Origin of the sequence: Halomonas sp. YLGW01, assembly GCF_014840935.1 — a bacterium.
Classification (GTDB): Bacteria; Pseudomonadota; Gammaproteobacteria; order Pseudomonadales; family Halomonadaceae; genus Onishia.
On the sequence record NZ_CP062005.1, the window covers coordinates 2,077,605 to 2,093,527 of the forward strand.

At 65.2% G+C, this 15,923-nt stretch carries 16 protein-coding genes; 12 read left to right on the forward strand and 4 right to left on the reverse strand.

Features of this window, described 5'->3' with window-relative positions; genetic code table 11:
• The first annotated feature begins 54 nt into the window (after window positions 1-54).
• The 6 genes from IEJ03_RS09640 to slyA all read left to right on the forward strand — a co-directional run bounded on the left by IEJ03_RS09640 (window position 55) and on the right by slyA (window position 6,684).
• Entirely contained in the window at window positions 55-2,532 is a 2,478-nt protein-coding gene (locus IEJ03_RS09640) for a phosphoethanolamine--lipid A transferase (RefSeq protein ID WP_242457928.1), read from the forward strand.
• Window positions 2,533-2,675: 143 nt separating this feature from the next.
• Window positions 2,676-3,284 (forward strand): CBS domain-containing protein, encoded by a 609-nt coding sequence (locus IEJ03_RS09645; RefSeq protein ID WP_192034658.1) that lies wholly within the window; start codon window positions 2,676-2,678, stop codon window positions 3,282-3,284.
• Between the two features lie 91 nt (window positions 3,285-3,375).
• Complete coding sequence (locus tag IEJ03_RS09650) at window positions 3,376-4,353, forward strand: cation diffusion facilitator family transporter (protein ID WP_192034659.1); 978 nt, start codon at window positions 3,376-3,378, stop codon at window positions 4,351-4,353.
• A 15-nt stretch (window positions 4,354-4,368) separates the two neighbouring features.
• Window positions 4,369-4,767, forward strand: coding sequence for a fluoride efflux transporter CrcB (gene crcB, locus IEJ03_RS09655; RefSeq protein ID WP_192034660.1), 399 nt, complete (start codon window positions 4,369-4,371; stop codon window positions 4,765-4,767).
• A 135-nt stretch (window positions 4,768-4,902) separates the two neighbouring features.
• Complete coding sequence (locus IEJ03_RS09660; protein WP_192034661.1) at window positions 4,903-6,132, forward strand: DUF5924 family protein; 1,230 nt, start codon at window positions 4,903-4,905, stop codon at window positions 6,130-6,132.
• A 105-nt stretch (window positions 6,133-6,237) separates the two neighbouring features.
• Entirely contained in the window at window positions 6,238-6,684 is a 447-nt protein-coding gene (gene slyA, locus IEJ03_RS09665; RefSeq protein WP_192034662.1) for a transcriptional regulator SlyA, read from the forward strand.
• A 27-nt stretch (window positions 6,685-6,711) separates the two neighbouring features.
• Here the strand turns inward: slyA and IEJ03_RS09670 are convergent, their stop codons facing one another.
• The gene (locus IEJ03_RS09670; RefSeq protein WP_192034663.1) at window positions 6,712-7,254 is read right to left on the reverse strand and encodes a preprotein translocase subunit YajC; all 543 of its coding nucleotides are present in this window, start codon (window positions 7,252-7,254) and stop codon (window positions 6,712-6,714) included.
• Window positions 7,255-7,444: 190 nt separating this feature from the next.
• Here IEJ03_RS09670 and IEJ03_RS09675 point away from each other — a divergent pair, with 190 nt between their 5' ends.
• The gene (locus IEJ03_RS09675) at window positions 7,445-7,897 is read left to right on the forward strand and encodes a universal stress protein (RefSeq protein ID WP_192034664.1); all 453 of its coding nucleotides are present in this window, start codon (window positions 7,445-7,447) and stop codon (window positions 7,895-7,897) included.
• A 100-nt stretch (window positions 7,898-7,997) separates the two neighbouring features.
• Here the strand turns inward: IEJ03_RS09675 and IEJ03_RS09680 are convergent, their stop codons facing one another.
• Window positions 7,998-9,956 carry an ATP-binding cassette domain-containing protein gene (locus IEJ03_RS09680; RefSeq protein WP_192034665.1) on the reverse strand — a complete coding sequence of 653 codons (1,959 nt, stop codon included), beginning with the start codon at window positions 9,954-9,956 and terminating at the stop codon, window positions 7,998-8,000.
• Window positions 9,957-10,140: 184 nt separating this feature from the next.
• Between IEJ03_RS09680 and IEJ03_RS09685 the strand changes: the two genes are divergently transcribed.
• Together IEJ03_RS09685 and IEJ03_RS09690 are read left to right on the forward strand one after the other, a co-directional pair.
• A complete protein-coding gene (locus IEJ03_RS09685) occupies window positions 10,141-11,004 on the forward strand; it encodes a TatD family hydrolase (protein ID WP_192034666.1) in 864 nt (287 codons plus the stop codon).
• Between the two features lies 1 nt (window position 11,005).
• Window positions 11,006-11,533 (forward strand): hypothetical protein, encoded by a 528-nt coding sequence (locus IEJ03_RS09690; RefSeq protein ID WP_192034667.1) that lies wholly within the window; start codon window positions 11,006-11,008, stop codon window positions 11,531-11,533.
• 98 nt (window positions 11,534-11,631) lie between these two features.
• On the opposite strand, the gene IEJ03_RS09695 is transcribed toward IEJ03_RS09690, so the two are convergent.
• Window positions 11,632-12,198: an elongation factor P hydroxylase gene (locus IEJ03_RS09695; RefSeq protein WP_192034668.1), complete on the reverse strand. Its 567-nt coding sequence runs from the start codon at window positions 12,196-12,198 to the stop codon at window positions 11,632-11,634.
• A gap of 199 nt (window positions 12,199-12,397) precedes the next feature.
• Here IEJ03_RS09695 and IEJ03_RS09700 point away from each other — a divergent pair, with 199 nt between their 5' ends.
• From IEJ03_RS09700 to IEJ03_RS09710, 3 genes are all read left to right on the forward strand, one after another.
• Window positions 12,398-13,789, forward strand: coding sequence for an MATE family efflux transporter (locus IEJ03_RS09700; protein WP_192037270.1), 1,392 nt, complete (start codon window positions 12,398-12,400; stop codon window positions 13,787-13,789).
• 43 nt (window positions 13,790-13,832) lie between these two features.
• Window positions 13,833-14,867 (forward strand): DUF3080 family protein, encoded by a 1,035-nt coding sequence (locus IEJ03_RS09705; RefSeq protein ID WP_192034669.1) that lies wholly within the window; start codon window positions 13,833-13,835, stop codon window positions 14,865-14,867.
• Between the two features lie 87 nt (window positions 14,868-14,954).
• Window positions 14,955-15,641, forward strand: coding sequence for a hypothetical protein (locus tag IEJ03_RS09710; protein ID WP_192034670.1), 687 nt, complete (start codon window positions 14,955-14,957; stop codon window positions 15,639-15,641).
• A gap of 27 nt (window positions 15,642-15,668) precedes the next feature.
• Here IEJ03_RS09710 and tusA read toward each other — a convergent pair whose 3' ends face one another.
• On the reverse strand, window positions 15,669-15,920 hold the full coding sequence (tusA, locus tag IEJ03_RS09715; RefSeq protein ID WP_192034671.1) for a sulfurtransferase TusA: 252 nt from the start codon (window positions 15,918-15,920) through the stop codon (window positions 15,669-15,671).
• Window positions 15,921-15,923: the final 3 nt, after the last annotated feature.

The following is a 15,923-nucleotide window of genomic DNA, read 5'->3' on the forward strand; positions in this document are numbered from 1 at the left end:
CGCTTAAGCCAAGACCATCACACTGGCGAGACATTCTTCCAGACTCGTCTCGCCATGCCGCCTTCGTCCTCCCCGCCTCACCGTCAGGTCTCACCTGCCAAGGCCCGCCCCACCCCTGCCGAACCTGGGCCTGACACGGCCCTGGGTCGGGAGGGCAAGCGTCCAAGTTCACGCTGGCTCACCCGGCTGCTGATCGGCTGGGCCACCTTTCTCGCCGTGATGCTGTTCGGGCGATCCGCTGGCCTGGACTTCAGGCTCGCCGATGCCTTCTATCACCTGCAGGGCGACACCTGGTCGCTGCACCATGCGTTTCTCACTGAGCAGGTGCTGCATGAGGGCGGGCGCCTGCTCAGCCAGAGCATGGGCGTGACAGCCATCCTGGCGCTGATCGCCAGCTGGCTGTTCCCGGCCTTACGCACCTGGCGCCGCCCCCTCGGCTATCTGGTGCTGGCCGTGGCGACCTCGACCCTCGGCGTCTCGCTACTCAAGCAGCTGATCAGCATGGACTGCCCCTGGGATCTCAGCCGTTACGGGGGCGCTCGCGCCCATGTCGGCCTGCTGGCGACACGCCCCGCCGACTACCCGGACACCGCCTGCTTTCCCGCCGGGCATGCCAGTGCCGGCTATGCGTGGATCGCGCTGTACTACTTCTTCAACGCTACCCGCCCCCGCTGGCGCTGGGCAGGCCTTGGTCTGGCAATCGCCATGGGCCTGGCCTTCGGCATCGCCCAGCAGCTGCGCGGCGCGCATTTTCTCTCTCACGATCTGTGGACACTGATGCTCTGCACGACGCTGAGCCTTTCCCTGGCCCATTGGCTGCTTCCCTCATCCGTCAGCCTGGCCGCCCCCAAACGCCCTCTGCCCCGCTCGAGGAAGCCTCGCATGCTTGAACGCCTTCGCCTAGCCGCCAGCTGGCTGGCCGGCCAGTCGCGCCCGTCACTGACCCTATCACCGGAGCGCCTGACCGCGCTGGTCTGTCTGGTCTTCACGCTCTTCTACCAGCAGGCCTTCTGGCAGCAGGTGATGGCCGCGGAACCGGCCCTCACCGCCTGGCAGCTGCTCGCTTACGGGCTGGTGCTGACGGGGCTGCAGTTCATCGTCTTCGTGCTGTTCGTCACCCGTCATACGGCCAAGCCCCTGCTCGCGGCCCTGATCCTGCTGGCGGCGATGGTGAGCTACTTCACCGGCCATTACGGCACCTACGTCGATACTCATATGATCGATAACGTGCTGCAGACGGACACGAAGGAAGCGGGTGAGCTGCTGACGCCTGGCTTCGCCAGCTATCTGCTGCTGTACGCGGGGCTGCCGCTGGCGCTGCTGTGGCGAGTCAGGCTTGCCACAAGCACCTGGCCCCGCGCGCTGGGGCGGCGTCTGGCCTATCTGGCCGGGGGCCTGGTGGTGCTGGCGGTTTCGTTGGCGGTGTCGTACCAGAGCCTGTCGTCACTGATGCGCAACCATACCGAGCTGCGATACCTGGTCACCCCGGGGAATGCCCTGATCTCCACCGGCCGGGTACTGGCGGCCAGCGACCCGCTGCCCGCGCAGCGCCTGCCCATCGGCGAGGACGCCACGCGTCTGCCGCGGGCCGGCGACAAGCCGCTGCTGATGGTGCTGGTGGTAGGCGAGACCGTTCGCGCCGCCAACTGGGGGCTCAATGGCTATGCGCGCCAGACCACGCCACAACTGGCGAAGCGCGATGTGATCAACTTCACCGATGTCAGCACCTGCGGAACCAGTACCGCCGTCTCGCTGCCCTGCATGTTTGCGCCTATCGGCAAGGCCGACTACGACGAGCGCTATATCAAGAGCCATGAATCGCTGCTGGATGTGCTCAAACATGCCGGCGTCAACGTACTCTGGCTCGACAATCAGGCCGGCTGCAAGGGCGTCTGCGACGGCGTGAGCCACAAAGCCATCCGTCCCGACCACCACCCTCAGCAGTGCGCTGACGGTCGCTGCCTGGACGAAGCCCTGGATGAGGAGCTGCGGGACCGTCTGGATGGGCTCGACGGCGATACCGTCATCGTCCTTCACCAGCTCGGCAATCATGGGCCCAGCTACTACCAGCGCTACCCGGAGGCGTTTCGCCGCTTCACGCCGACCTGCGACAGTGCCGACCTGAACGGCTGCTCACAGCAGGCGATCATCAACAGCTATGACAACGCCATCCTCTACACGGACAGCGTGCTCGATCATCTCATCGGTGCCCTGGCCGAGCAGTCGCATCATGCCGCTTCGCTGTTGTATCTCTCGGATCACGGCGAATCCCTTGGCGAACACGGCCTGTATTTGCATGGCCTGCCCTACGCCATCGCCCCACAGGAGCAGACCCAGGTGCCCATGGTGTGGTGGTCCTCGTCGGCCTTCGACGATGCCGTTGGGCTCGACAAGGGCTGCCTGTCCACCACCCGCGATGCCCCTATCCGCCATGCCAACCTCTTCTACACCGTGCTGGGTGCGATGGAGGTCGACAGCCGCATCATGAAGTCGCAGCTGGACATGACCCACGCCTGCCGAGGCCACCGCTAACCCAGAGCATCAAGACTTTAGTCTAACTTTTGTATTGACAGCAGGTCTTAAGAAAGCCTTAAGATAGACATTGTAAGCTTGCTAACTTTAAGCTCCCGATGCTCGGCCACTCGCGCACCGGAATCGACACAAGGAGTACCACCATGCCGGATATGTCGCATCCTACCCTCTCGCTCGAATCCCTCGCCGCTGACCTGCCGATCGCTCATCCTGCCACGACGCTGTCGCAACTGACCGTCGATAGCCCGGCCAGCGCCCTGCTCACCGACTTCACCCGGGTGCGTGCCCGCACCATCGGAACCGAGACCCCCGCCGAAGAGGCCCGCCTCATCATGCAGGCCAGTGGCGTTCGCCTGCTGCTGGTGGCCGATGCCGATGGACACTGCCAGGGTATCGTCACCGCCAAGGAACTGCTCGGCGGGCGTCGCACGACCCAGGCCATGCAGACACACCAGATTGCCCGCACCGACGTGACCGTCGGCATGGTGCAATCGTCCTGCTCGATGCTGCACGCGCTGCCTCTGACACGCCTGGCGCATCTGACCATCGGCGACCTGGTCAAGGCGTTGCAGGCCCACTGCGACCAGCACCTGCTGATCGTCGATCAGGACGAGCAGCTAAAACCTCGCCTGCGCGGCCTGGTCTCGGCCTCCGATGCCGGGCGCGCACTAGGCATCGAGCTTGGCCAGTTGCTCAGGGAGCCGCATAGCTTCGCCGATATCTGTCGCGTCATGCTCGGCCACGAGCTGTGATGTCCCGCCAGCCCCGGGAGGCGTGATAACCTGATATAAACTGACCGTGCCGGCGCCCTGCCGGCATCTGCGACATTGCACAAGGCGCGTCATGGCACACGATCACGCTCATGCTCACGGCCACCACCATCACAGCGACAGCGAAGCCCGGCTCCTCTGGGCACTGGGACTCACCGGAACCTTCATGATCGCCGAGGTGGTCGGCGGGGTGCTTTCCGGCTCGCTGGCGTTACTGGCCGACGCCGCCCACATGCTCACCGACAGCGCCGCCCTGGCGCTGGCCTGGTTCGCCGCCCGCTTGAGCAAGCGCCCCTCCGATCGACGACGCACCTTCGGCTATCACCGGGTGCAGGTCCTCGCGGCCTTCGTCAACGGCCTGGCGCTGATCGGCCTGGTCATCTGGATCGGTGTCGAGGCCATCGGTCGTCTGCTGAGCCCGGTCGACATCCAGGCCAATACCATGATGGGGGTCGCGGCTCTCGGCCTCGCGGTCAATCTGGTGGTGTTCGCCATCCTGCACCTTGGCGATCGCGACAACCTCAACATCCGCGGGGCGGCACTGCACGTGCTGGGCGACCTGCTCGGCTCGGTGGCGGCCATCGTTGCCGGCGCGGTGATTCTCGTCACCGGCTGGATGCCGATCGACCCCCTGCTGTCGCTGCTGATCGCCCTGCTGATCCTGCGAAGCGCCTGGCAATTGACCCGCGAATCCGCACACATCCTGCTGGAGGGGACGCCGGACGGCCTCGACGTGGACCAGATCGAGCGCGATATCCCGCGCCAGGTAACGGCCGTCTCGGAGGTCCACCACGTGCATGCTTGGTCCCTGACTCCGGCCTGGCCGATGGTCTCGCTGCATGCCACCCTGCTCGACGGCATGGATCGTCACGAGGCGCTGATCTCCATCAAGACGCTGCTGGATGAGCGCTTCGGCATCCGTCATGCCACCATCCAGCTCGAGGCACGCGGCCACTGCCTGGACACACCGGATTCAGAGGGCTGCGAAACATCAGATCAACGGACGCTCACTCGCACGGGTAACGCTAGCGACACTCACGTCCCCTCATGACAGACAAGGATCACCATGTGGCTCTCGATTCTCGCCATCAGTGGCGGTGCGGCATTGGGCGCCAATGCCCGCTGGTTGCTGGGACTGTGGCTTAATCACTATTTCCCGGCCATCCCCCTCGGCACCCTGGTCGCCAACACCCTCGGCGGCTACCTGATTGGCCTCTTCGTGGCACTGTTCAGCGAGCACCCTCACATTTCGCCGGAGTGGCGGCTGTTTCTCGTCACCGGTCTGTTCGGCGCCCTGACGACGTTTTCGTCCTTCACCGCCGAGATCCTTGCCAACCTTCAGGCCGGTCGCCCAGGTCTCGCACTGACCGGCATCGGCCTGCACTTGGGCGGCTCGCTGCTGTTCGCCTGGCTGGGGATGCTCAGCGTGAGTCTGGTGCGCAACCTGATGGGGGCCCTGCCCTGAGCCCCTGTCCCTGATGGCGGCAAGCCACATTCTCGAGCCTGTCGCCTGATCGAGACTCCCGAGGCTCGGTCGCGACTGATAGGATGCCTCCTTGTCCCTTGAATCGATCCTCTTATGAGCCCCGACCGGCCTTCCATGGATAGTCCTTCTACTGAGCCCTCTGCCGAGCCGCTCGCTTCAGAGCCGTCCACCCACGAGCCGTCCACTGATGCTCAGGCCCTCGCCGCGCAGGGGCCTGCCAGTTCGCGCCTGGTGAACATTCAGGCACGCATTGCAGGCCTCAGTCAGCGCCTGAGGCCCTATGCCTGGCTGTGGCCTCCCGTGGCCTTCAGCGCCGGGGTGGCGAGCTTCTTCCTGGTCGACCGCCAGCAGTGGCTAGGGGGCGCACTGGCGCTGGCGATGCTGCTCGCCTGGTTACTGCTACTCTCGGAAAGCCTGATTCAACGACGGCTGGCCAGCCGCGGCTACCCGCACCTGTCACGGGGCGTGACCACCTTCATTGCCCAGATGATCCACCAGGAGACCCTGTTCTTCAGCCTGCCGTTCCTGCTGGCCACCACGGTGTGGTCTAGCGGCCAGGCGGTCTTCACGGTGGTCTTCATGGGGCTGGCCCTGCTCTCGGTCCTCGATCCGCTGTATTTCCGTCTGGCCGAGCGCCATCGCTGGGTATATTTCGCCTTCCACGCCCTGTGCGTGTTCGTGGTGGTGCTGGTGACACTGCCGATCATGCTGCACCTGACCACCGGAGAGAGCCTGGCGATCGCCCTGGCCGTGATGGTGGTATTCGCGGTGCCGAGCCTGGTGAACCTGCTGCGCCCCAAGCGGGCCGCCAGCTGGCTGGCGCTGATCGGACTGGCGCTGCTGCTGGCCGGCGCCGGCTGGGCCGGCCGTGGCTGGGTCCCGCCCGCCAACCTCTGGCTCACGGGCTATGCCCTGTCACCGGCACTCGAGGTCTCGGCCCGCAACCCCAGCGGCGAGATGCCTTTGACCCGCGAGGCGGTGACCTCCCGCGGCCTCTATGTCTACACCGCGATTCGCGCGCCCCGCGGCCTGAGCGAGACGGTCTACCACGAGTGGCGCCATAACGGTGTGCTGATCGATCGTATTCCGCTGCAGATCCGGGGAGGGCGCGCAAAGGGCTACCGAGCCTGGACGCACAAGCAGCGCTTCCCGGCAGAGCCCGCCGGCGACTGGCGGGTGGATGTGATGACGCCCTCGGGACAGCGTATCGGCGTGGTGCGCTTCACCGTTAGCGAGACGATGGAGGAGGCGCAAGTGGTGGATGGCGATATTCAGACGCCGCGAGGCCTACCGGGACTCGACTGGCGCCAGCTGATTCCCGCCAGGGAAAGAGACGAGCAGTAATCACCGCCGTTTGCGGCGGTGATTCAGTCCTCACTCAATCCGGGGTTGCATTGCCCGATGTGAGTTCGGACAATGCAACTATTAGCTGGCGAACTGAGGGCAACCATGCAAAAGAATATCGGCTTCAAGCTGGCCCGCCTGCCAAGGCTCTGGCGAGCCATCCTCGATCAGCGCCTGGCCCCGCTGGGCCTGACCCAGACCCGTTGGGTCACGCTCTATCATCTCTGGCGGCTCGGCGATGGTCAGCCCCAGTGTGACTTGGCCCGAGCCATCGGTGTCGAGGCTCCGTCCCTGGTGCGCACCCTGGATCAGCTGGCCCAGCAAGGCCTGATCGAGCGCTGCCCCTGCGACCATGACCGTCGTGCCAAACGCATCTTCCTGACCAAGGAAGCCTCACCGCTACTCGAGCAGATCGATAGCGTGGTCGAGAAGGCACGGGAGGAGATGCTCGACGGGCTCAGCCATGAGGACATCGAACGCCTCGATGCTCTGCTCTCTCGCATCGAGGATAACGGCCTGAAGATACAGGCCCGGGACGATGTGAAGGCCTAAGTCCGGTCGACAATGTGACGGCAGGCATCAGCGACGCGTTTCATCGCGCATTTCTCGAAACCCCAGCTTGCGGGGCGCCGGTTGATCCGGTCGCCCCGCAAGCTGATCCTGAAGCTCCGTGAGCCGCTGACGAGGTGCTTCGAAGGCGTCGCAATCCAGTGATTCCCCCCACCACAGCGTCAGTGCCCCACGGCTGGACTCCACCACCATGGCATCAGGCGGCAACGCCTGAAGCACTCCTTCCAGGCGCGTCAGCAGCGCCTCCGGCAAGGCCCGCAGCGGCTCGATCCGCCAGCGCCACCCGTCGCCGAACGACTTCAGCGACTGACCTGCCGCCCCCTCTCGCACCAGCACGAAACGTGGTCCCGGGTACTCACTCGGATAGGACCAGCGGTAACTGGCCATCTTGCCGGCATCATGCAAGGGTGGCTCCTCGAGCTTGACCTCGATGCCGGCTTCCATCGCCGCCGTTCGCAACCGCCCGACCCTACGCTGCCTGGGATTGGGGCGCAGCCACAGCATGGGCGACAACATCAGTCCTATCACCAGCACAATGATCAACCAAACCATATACACCTCGACCTGCCAAGTCGGCCAAGCACGGATCGGCATGATGACGCCATGCGCCAGCAAGCCACCTCTCGGGCAAAATATAAGAGTTAACTAAAATATTCTAAAAGATTGATCTACATCGTTGTAGCGAGCCGATGTCACGCCTAGAGTCTAGTCAGGCCCATTTACTTTCCAGCGGGGAACTCCTATGAGCAACGAGTATCGCCATATCCTGGTCGCCGTCGATCTGACCAAGGATTCTCACAAGGTGCTGGAGCGCGCGCTGCCCATTGCCGATCGCAACAAGGCCAAGCTTTCCATCATGCATACCCTGGAGCCGCTGGGCTTCGCCTATGGCGGTGATATCCCGATGGACCTGACCAGCATCCAGGATCAGCTGGACGACCACGCCAAGCAGAGGCTGGCCGAAATCGCCGACCCGCACCAGGTCGCCAAGGAAGACCAGCATGTGGTGGTGGGCATGCCCGACACCGAGATTCATCGCTTCGCCGAGGAGCATGACGTCGACCTGATCGTGGTCGGCTCTCACGGTCGGCATGGCTTCGCGCTGCTGCTCGGCTCCACCTCCACAGGCGTGCTGCACGGTGCCAAGTGCGACGTGCTGGCCGTGCGCGTTGGCGAGGACGACAGCAAGGAATAGATCAGCCTCGCGCGGCCTCGTTCGCCCAACGACATCGCTTCTCTAACACCGAAGCGGCGGCGCCTCCAGGGCGCCGCCGCTGCTTGGTCAGGACACGCAATCAGGCCTCGCCGGCGGCCATCGCCTCGAGCTCCATCCAGCGCTCCATGGCCTCATCGAGCTCGCCCTGCTTGTCGGAGAGCGCCTCCAGGGTAGCGGTGACCGTGGCAGCCTCCTGCTGATAGAAGCTCGGATCCCCGGTCTTGGCCTCGAAGTCCGCGACCTCACTCTCTAAGCGCTCGATCAGTGCCGGCAGTTGATCCAGCTCCCGCTGCAACTTATAGGAGAGCTTGACGCGCTTCTTCTCCGCCGGCTCGGCCTTGGCAATATCCGCGCTCGGCGCCGGCTCGCCACGGGCGGCCTTGGCTTCGCTGGGTGATTCGGCCTTGGCCTGCCCCGCAGCCTTGGCCGCATCGAAGTCCCAGGGCGCCGGTGGCAGCTTGCCCCCCTGGCGAACCCAGTCACTGTAGCCACCGACATACTCGCGCACGATGCCGTCACCCTCGAAGGCCAGCACCCCGGTCACCACGTTGTCCATGAAGGCTCGGTCGTGGGAGACCAGCAGCAGGGTGCCATCGAAGTCGAGCAACAGCTCCTCGAGCAGCTCCAGGGTCTCGACATCCAGGTCGTTGGTCGGCTCATCGAGCACCAGCACGTTGGCGGGCTGGGTGAACAGCTTGGCCAGCAGGAGGCGATTCGACTCGCCGCCGGAGAGCGCCTTGACCGGCTGGCGGGCACGCTCCGGGGTGAACAGGAAGTCCTGCAGGTAGCTGATCACATGGCGATCCTTGCCGCCCACAGTGACCCGGTCGCTGCCCTGGGCCACATTGTCGTAGACGGTCTTCTCGGGCTCGAGCCCGGCACGCAGCTGGTCGAAGTAGGCCACCTGCATCTTGGTGCCCAGCTTGACCTTGCCTTCCTTGGGCTCGAGCTCTCCGAGCAGGATCTTCAGCAGAGTGGTCTTGCCGGCGCCGTTGCGGCCGATCAGGCCGATCCGGTCGCCGCGCTGGATCTCGAGGCTCAGGTCGCGAACCACATAGTCACTGCCGAAGGACTGGCTGACGCCCTTGAGCTCCACCACCTGCTTGCCGCTGCGCTCGCCGCTATCCACCGACAGGTTGGCCTTGCCCTGACGCTCGCGGCGCTGGCCGCGCTCGCGACGCATCTGCTCGAGCGCCCGCACCCGCCCTTCGTTGCGGGTCCGACGAGCCTTGATGCCCTGCCGGATCCAGGTCTCCTCCTGGGCGAGCTTCTTGTCGAATTCGGCGTTCTCGCGGGCCTCGACTTCAAGCTCGTGAGTCTTCTGCTCCTGGTACTTGGCATAGTCACCCGGATAGCGTCCCAGGCGGCCGCGATCCAGCTCGAGAATGTTGGTGGCCAGCCGTGACAGGAAGGCACGGTCGTGGGTGATGAACAGCACGGCGCCACCGAAGGCGGCGAGCTGATCCTCGAGCCAGGCGATGGTGTCCAGATCCAGGTGGTTGGTGGGCTCGTCGAGCAGCAGCAGATCAGGCTCGGCGACCAGTGCCCGGGCCAGGGCGACTCGCCGTCGCCAGCCACCGGAGAGCGCCTCCATGGGGTCATCGGCGGGCAGGCCAAGGCGCGTCAGCACGGTATCGATGCGCTGATGGAAGGACCAGCCGTCGATTGCCTCGAGTTGCGTCTGCAGCCGCTCCATGCGCGCCATGTCGGGATCCGGGTCCTGGATCAGGTGATGATACTCGGCGAGCAGTGAACCGGCCTCGGGCAGGCCCTGAGCGACCACATCGAAGATGGTCTCGCCGGAGGCCGCCGGCAGGTCCTGCTCGAGCACGCCGATCTTCAGCCCCGGCGCTCGCCACAGGCTGCCGCCATCGGCCTGAATTTCTCCCGACACCAGCTTGAGCAGAGTCGACTTGCCGGTACCGTTGCGGCCCACCAGCGCCAGGCGCTCGCCGCGCTCCAGCACCAGATCGGCACCATTGAGCAGGACCTGAGGGCCATAGGCCAGTTGCAGCTGTTCCAGACGTAGCAGGGTCACGCGTTTACCTCTTGGTGTTCATCATTCGGCGTGCCGCCTGGGCACGCGCCAGTGGCCCTAGTGTACCGCGGCCGGCGCCCCGCCGTCGGCCCTTGTGGTGCCCGGGCGACGACGGCGGACACGCGTGACCACGCCGGCAGCGGGCGGGTACAATGCGTGGCCATTTTTCGAGAGGAAACGCCCCTTGGCCGAACCGACCGCCACCTTCGACGATGTACTGCCCGAGGCGCTGCGCTTTCGCTCCCCGGCCCCGCTGGTGGACATCGGCGCCAACCTCACCCACGAGAGCTTCGCTGGCGACCTCGAGGCGGTGATCCAGCGCGCGCGAGCCGCCCATGTCGATACCCTGATCCTCACCGGTACCGACCGCGAGCATGCCGAACAGGCGGTTGAGCTCGCCCGTCAGTATCCGGGACTCTATGCCACCGCCGGCGTGCATCCTCACGACGCCAGCGGCTGGAGCCCCGAACTTGCCCGTGCCATGGCCGCGCTGCACCGGGAGCCCGAGGTGGTCGCCGTCGGTGAATGCGGACTCGACTTCAACCGCAACTTCTCCACGCCGGCCGACCAGGAGCGCGCCTTCGAGGCACAGCTGGGGCTGGCCGCCGAGTCCGGCCTGCCGCTGTTTCTGCACGAGCGCGATGCGGGACGGCGCATGCTGGAGATGCTGCATGCCTGGCGCGACGACTTAAGCCAGGCGGTGGTGCACTGCTTCACCGGTGAGCGCGAAACGCTCTACGGCTATCGCGACCTGGATCTGCACATCGGCCTGACCGGCTGGCTGTGCGACGAGCGCCGTGGCCATCACCTGCGCGATCTGGTGCGCGAGATCCCCCTCGACCGGCTGATGGTCGAGACCGACTGCCCCTACCTCTTGCCGCGCAACCTGCCGGCCAAGCTCAAGGGACGTCGCCACGAGCCGGCGTTGCTGCCGTGGATCGTCCGCGAGATCGCCCACTGGCGCGGCCTCGACGAACAGACGCTGGCCGAGGCGACCACCGCCACGGCCCGCACCTTCTTCCGACTACCTGCTGACAAGGATTCCTGACATGGCCGATGTTCCCGGCTTCATTGCCGTCGAGACCGGTGAAGAAGGCGGCCTGCCGCTGGCGATCGCCTGGTCGCTGAACGACGGGCGCATCAAGCACACCCTGATCCAGCCCGACTGCGACTGGCTCGAGGATGACCTGGTCGCGCTGGGCGACTACAGCCAGGAAGAGCTTGAGAGCCTGGGAGTCAGCGCGCTTGACGTGATCCGCGAGCTCGAGACCGATCACTTCAACGCCACACTCTATACCGCGGGCGTGAGCGACGACGAGGCGGCCCTGTCGCGGCTGTTCGAGACCTTCGGTCTCGACCCCTTCGTCGAGATGGCCCCCGCCGAGGCGCTTTATCCGGACCTCCCCCCCGGGGAATGGTCACGGGAGCGCGGCATGCTGTTCGCCGAACAGGGCCTGGAACCGATGCGACCGGAACAGGAAGTCGAAGTCATGCTGATGCTGCATCGTCGGCTGATGCTGGGTGAGGACACCGAATTCGGCCATGACGGCAGTCACGACATCGACCTGGAAGATTAAGCCAGCGCCCCTGAACCAAAAGCGCAAGAGGCCAGAGTAAAGGGTAGGAGACCCGGTCAGAAGAGCGGCTCAGCCGAATCATGGGCCGAGGCCGACGTTCAGGCCGGGGTGGGAACGCATACCGCCTCGAGCCGGCGCCGGCCCCGGGCGCTCGCCTCCGCCAGCGGCTTTTCCTCCAGGTAGAAGGCCGCCAGGGCATCGCGAAAGGCCGCGGCGCGGGCCGGCAGACCCTCGGCCTCGACCCGGGCCGCCCGCGCCTCGACCCGGGCCCGGAACCCCTCCCGGTCGACCTCCACCTCCCCCAGGTTATCGACGCTTACGTTGAAGGGCAGCCCACAGGCCCGCGTGAACAAGAGCTCCAGTGCCTGGGGCGCCACCTCTACCGCCTCGAAGGATTTCTGCTGCTCGGCATCGCGGCCGTCGGGCAGGTACCAGTAGCCGTAATCCTCAAGCAGTCGGCGCCGGGCGCCGGCGATGCACCAGTGGCTGACCTCGTGCAGGACACTTGCGAAGAAGCCCCGGGCGAAGATCACCCGATGGTAGGAGCAGTCGGCATCCGCGGGCAGGTAGAGCGGCTCGTCCCCGCCGCGTACCAGACGCGTCTGATAGCTGGAGTAAAAGAGGCCATCGAACAGGGCGATGACGTCCTCGAGGCGATGGGTCACAGCATCTCCGGGTGGCGAAACATCGGGGCGCAGTATAAGGGCCTCGCGGCCAAGCGAAAACCATCCCCGATTGCTAGACTACGGCTCCCCGCTCGGCCGCCCCAGGAAGGGTGAGGCTCGCCGTATTCGAAAGGAGTGTTCGTTGTTGTCGTCTTCCCCGACCCCGCTATCCCGCTGGTATACGCAGACCCGCCTGCTGATGGGCCTGGCCTTGCCGATCTGTGGTGCCCAGCTCGCCCAGGCCGGCATGAGCACCGTCGATGTGATCATGACCGGCCGGCTCAGTGCCACCGACCTGGCCGCGGTCTCGGTGGGCTCGAGCCTGTGGCTGCCGCTGATGCTGTTCATGGCCGGCACCCTTATGGGGCTGACACCGATCGTCGCTCAGCTGCTCGGCGCCGAACGCACCGAAACGGTTCGCTCCCGAGTCCATCAGGCGCTGTGGGTCGCTCTCGCGATGGGACTGATCGCCGCCGTGTTGCTGCATCAGGCGGTGATGCCGATCTTCACCTGGATGAGCGTGCCCCCAGCCGTCGCCGAGCGCTCGGCAGCCTACCTCGCCGCCGTGGCCTTCGGGCTACCCGGTTCGGCGCTATTCATGGCGCTGCGGGCCTTCTCCGATGGCATGAACCACACCCGCCCCGCCCTCTGGATCAGCCTCCTGGGGCTCGCCGTGAACATTCCCTTCAACTACCTGCTGATCCATGGCGGCCCCGGCCTCGTCGAACTGTTCGGCGAGCACCTACCGGCGACACTCAAGGCCCTGCCAGCGCTGGGCGCGCTGGGCTGCGGCATCGCCACGGCGATCTCGATGTGGGCGATGGCTCTGGCCATGCTGCTCTACACCCGCCAGAGCCGTGCCTATGGGTCGGTCGCGCTATGGCAGTCACTGGCACGGCCACACCTCGCGCAGATCCGTGAACTGCTGTTCGTCGGCGTGCCGATCGGGGTGTCGATCTTCGTCGAGGTGACCCTCTTCACCCTGATCGCGCTGTTCATCGCCAGTCTCGGCGAGGTCGTCGTCTCGGCTCACCAGGTGGCCCTCAACGTCACCTCGCTGCTGTTCATGCTGCCCTTGTCGCTGGGCATGGCCCTGACGGTGCGGGTCGGCAACACCCTGGGGGCCGGCCACCTGGCCACCGCCCGATTCGTTGCCTGGCACGGCATCGCCCTGAGCCTTGTGATCGCCCTGTTCAATGACCTGATCCTGTGGCTCGCCGCGGAACCCGTGCTGGCCCTGTACACTCACAACACCGAGGTGCAGCGCGTCGCCCTGTCACTGATCGGGCTGGCGATGATCTATCAGGTGTCTGATTCCCTGCAGGTGAACATGGCCGGCGCCCTGCGCGGCTACAAGGACACCCGCATCATCATGATCATCACCCTGGTCGCCTACTGGCTCGTTGGGCTCGGCGGTGGTCATGTGCTGGGCATCGGTGCCCTGCCAGGCCTGCCAGGGCCACTCGGCGTCCATGGCTACTGGATTGGCCTGGTCGCGGGCCTGACGGTCGCGGCGGCGCTGCTGGGCATGCGGCTCCAGACCATCAGCAAGGCGGTGAGCAATGGAGAACGTAAGATTCAGGCCGGCTGACCATCGTCGGGTCGGACCAGGGGCATGGCAAAGGGTGGGGGAAGTGCTTCGGCTAGGCCTGATCGTCGGGGTAGCCCTGTCGCTTGCCGGCTGCGAACGAGGCGCCGAGGCCGAGGCGCTGCTGCAGGGCTATCAGCAGCGACTCGCCGCCGCACTCGATGTCACCCCCCCTTCTCCGACCTCCCCCGCCAATATTGCCGCCTTTCCCGATGAGGATGCCCGGCTCTTCGACATCCCCGAGACCCGCGAGGGCATACTCGATATCTATGCGCTGCGCGAGTGCCAGATCGCCGCGCTGGTCGCCAATCGCAATAACCAGCTCGGGCGAGTGGCGGCTCCCAGCCAGCGCTGGCTCTATGAACTCAGGCTCTGGCGTCGCCTGCATGCCTGCCACCAGTCAGAGGTGGCCGAGCGGCTCGACGAGGACGATCGCCAACGCCTGGAGCGCCTGACCCGCATCAAGACCGAGCAGATGCCGATGGCCAGCTGGAACGCCCTGTTCGCCTCGGAGGAATGGACCGGCACCTTCTCCCGCGCCAGTGGCCCCCTGGCGCCCGATGCGCTTGGTCGTCCCGAAGAAGCATTGGCAGCGCTTGCGTACCTGCGCACCATGACCGCACACCAGCTCGATCCTGACTGGCAACCGGATTCCGCCACCCTTGAGCACAACCTCAAGGCCCTGCGGGAGGCACCGTTCAGTGCCCAGGTGGTGCGCAGCCTTCAGCTGGTGGACCTGCGACTTCGGGAGACCAATCGGATGATGAGCCGGGCGATGGCCGAGGCTTCCTGCCCGATGACGGACGACGCCCAGGCGATGGAGCTAAGCCGCTACACCGACGACGAACTCCGTCCCTATCTCAAGAATCTCACTCGCGTGGCCGACGCTTGGCTTAGCGCCGTTGACGCCTTGCTCGATGCTCAGCGCGTCTCGCGCGAGGCCATCGAAGCCTATCGCCGAGACTGGCTGTCACTGGACCACCCGCGGGCTCCCTGGCAGCGCTTTCTGGACGCTCGTCACACCCACCGCCAGCACTGGGCTCAGCTGATGCGGCACTGCAACAACGACGAGGAGACATGAGGAAGACTTAACTTCCACGCACCGTCTGTGCTAATAGTGAAGCGAGGCCAGTCAAATGCCGTGATGACGCGCTTAAGGAGGGTTGCGATGGGAATTCCGATGTCCCGCCCCGCTCAGGTCATCGACCTAGATGCCATGCGAAAGCGGCAACGCGCCAAGAAACGGCTAGTCCGGTTAGCCCCTGAACTGGATGGGCTGGAAATGCTCTACCACTTGGCCTCCGACCCGGAGACCCTGTACAGCATGCCCTTGCTCGCCTGGGGCATGCGCGAGGACGGGCAAGTCGTCGGCCTGGTACCCTGGATGGAGGCCCTGACACCGTGTCATCACCTGGATGACCCGGAATATGGTCACTTCATAGGCTACCGGGACCCGGAGACCGAAGAGGTCTTCCAAGGCGCTCCTGACCACAAGGTCTTCGAACTGGAACATGCGGCCGCCTATTTCGATTACGAGGAAACCTCGGAGCCCACCCTGATTCAGCAATTGCCGGATACTCAGGGCACCCATGCCCTGTGCATGGACGGTGAGGATGAGCCCTGGCAGCTCAAGCAGGTCTTCGGTTGGCGTCTCTACAGCAATGGCGACATCGAAGCGCTGCTGGTCGATGAGCACCGCGTGGAATCGACTCCGGTAGTTCCCGGGGATGCCTGCCTGTATGCCGGGCATAGCCGCCATCAGGTGGTGTACTTCTTCCAACGGGTGATCGCCAATCGTATCAAGCAAGAGGATCCGGCGACTCTGGAGGCCCTGGCCCTGATGGTCAATCATTGACCACCAGGGCCAGGGGACGCGTCGCGGTCAGCCGAGACGAATCAGGTACAGATAGGTCTCTTCGTCCTCGCGCTGATGCACAAGCTCGTGACCGAGGAAACTGCAGAACTTCGGGATGTCACGGGTCGTCGCCGGATCGGTGGCGATTACCTTGAGAATCTCGCCCCGCGTCATGTCACGCACCTTGTTGTGCATCAACATGATCGGCTCGGGACAGTAAAGGCCACTCGTGTCCAACTCGGCATCGTGGTCTGGCAGGTCGTCAGGGTAATCGGCCATCGG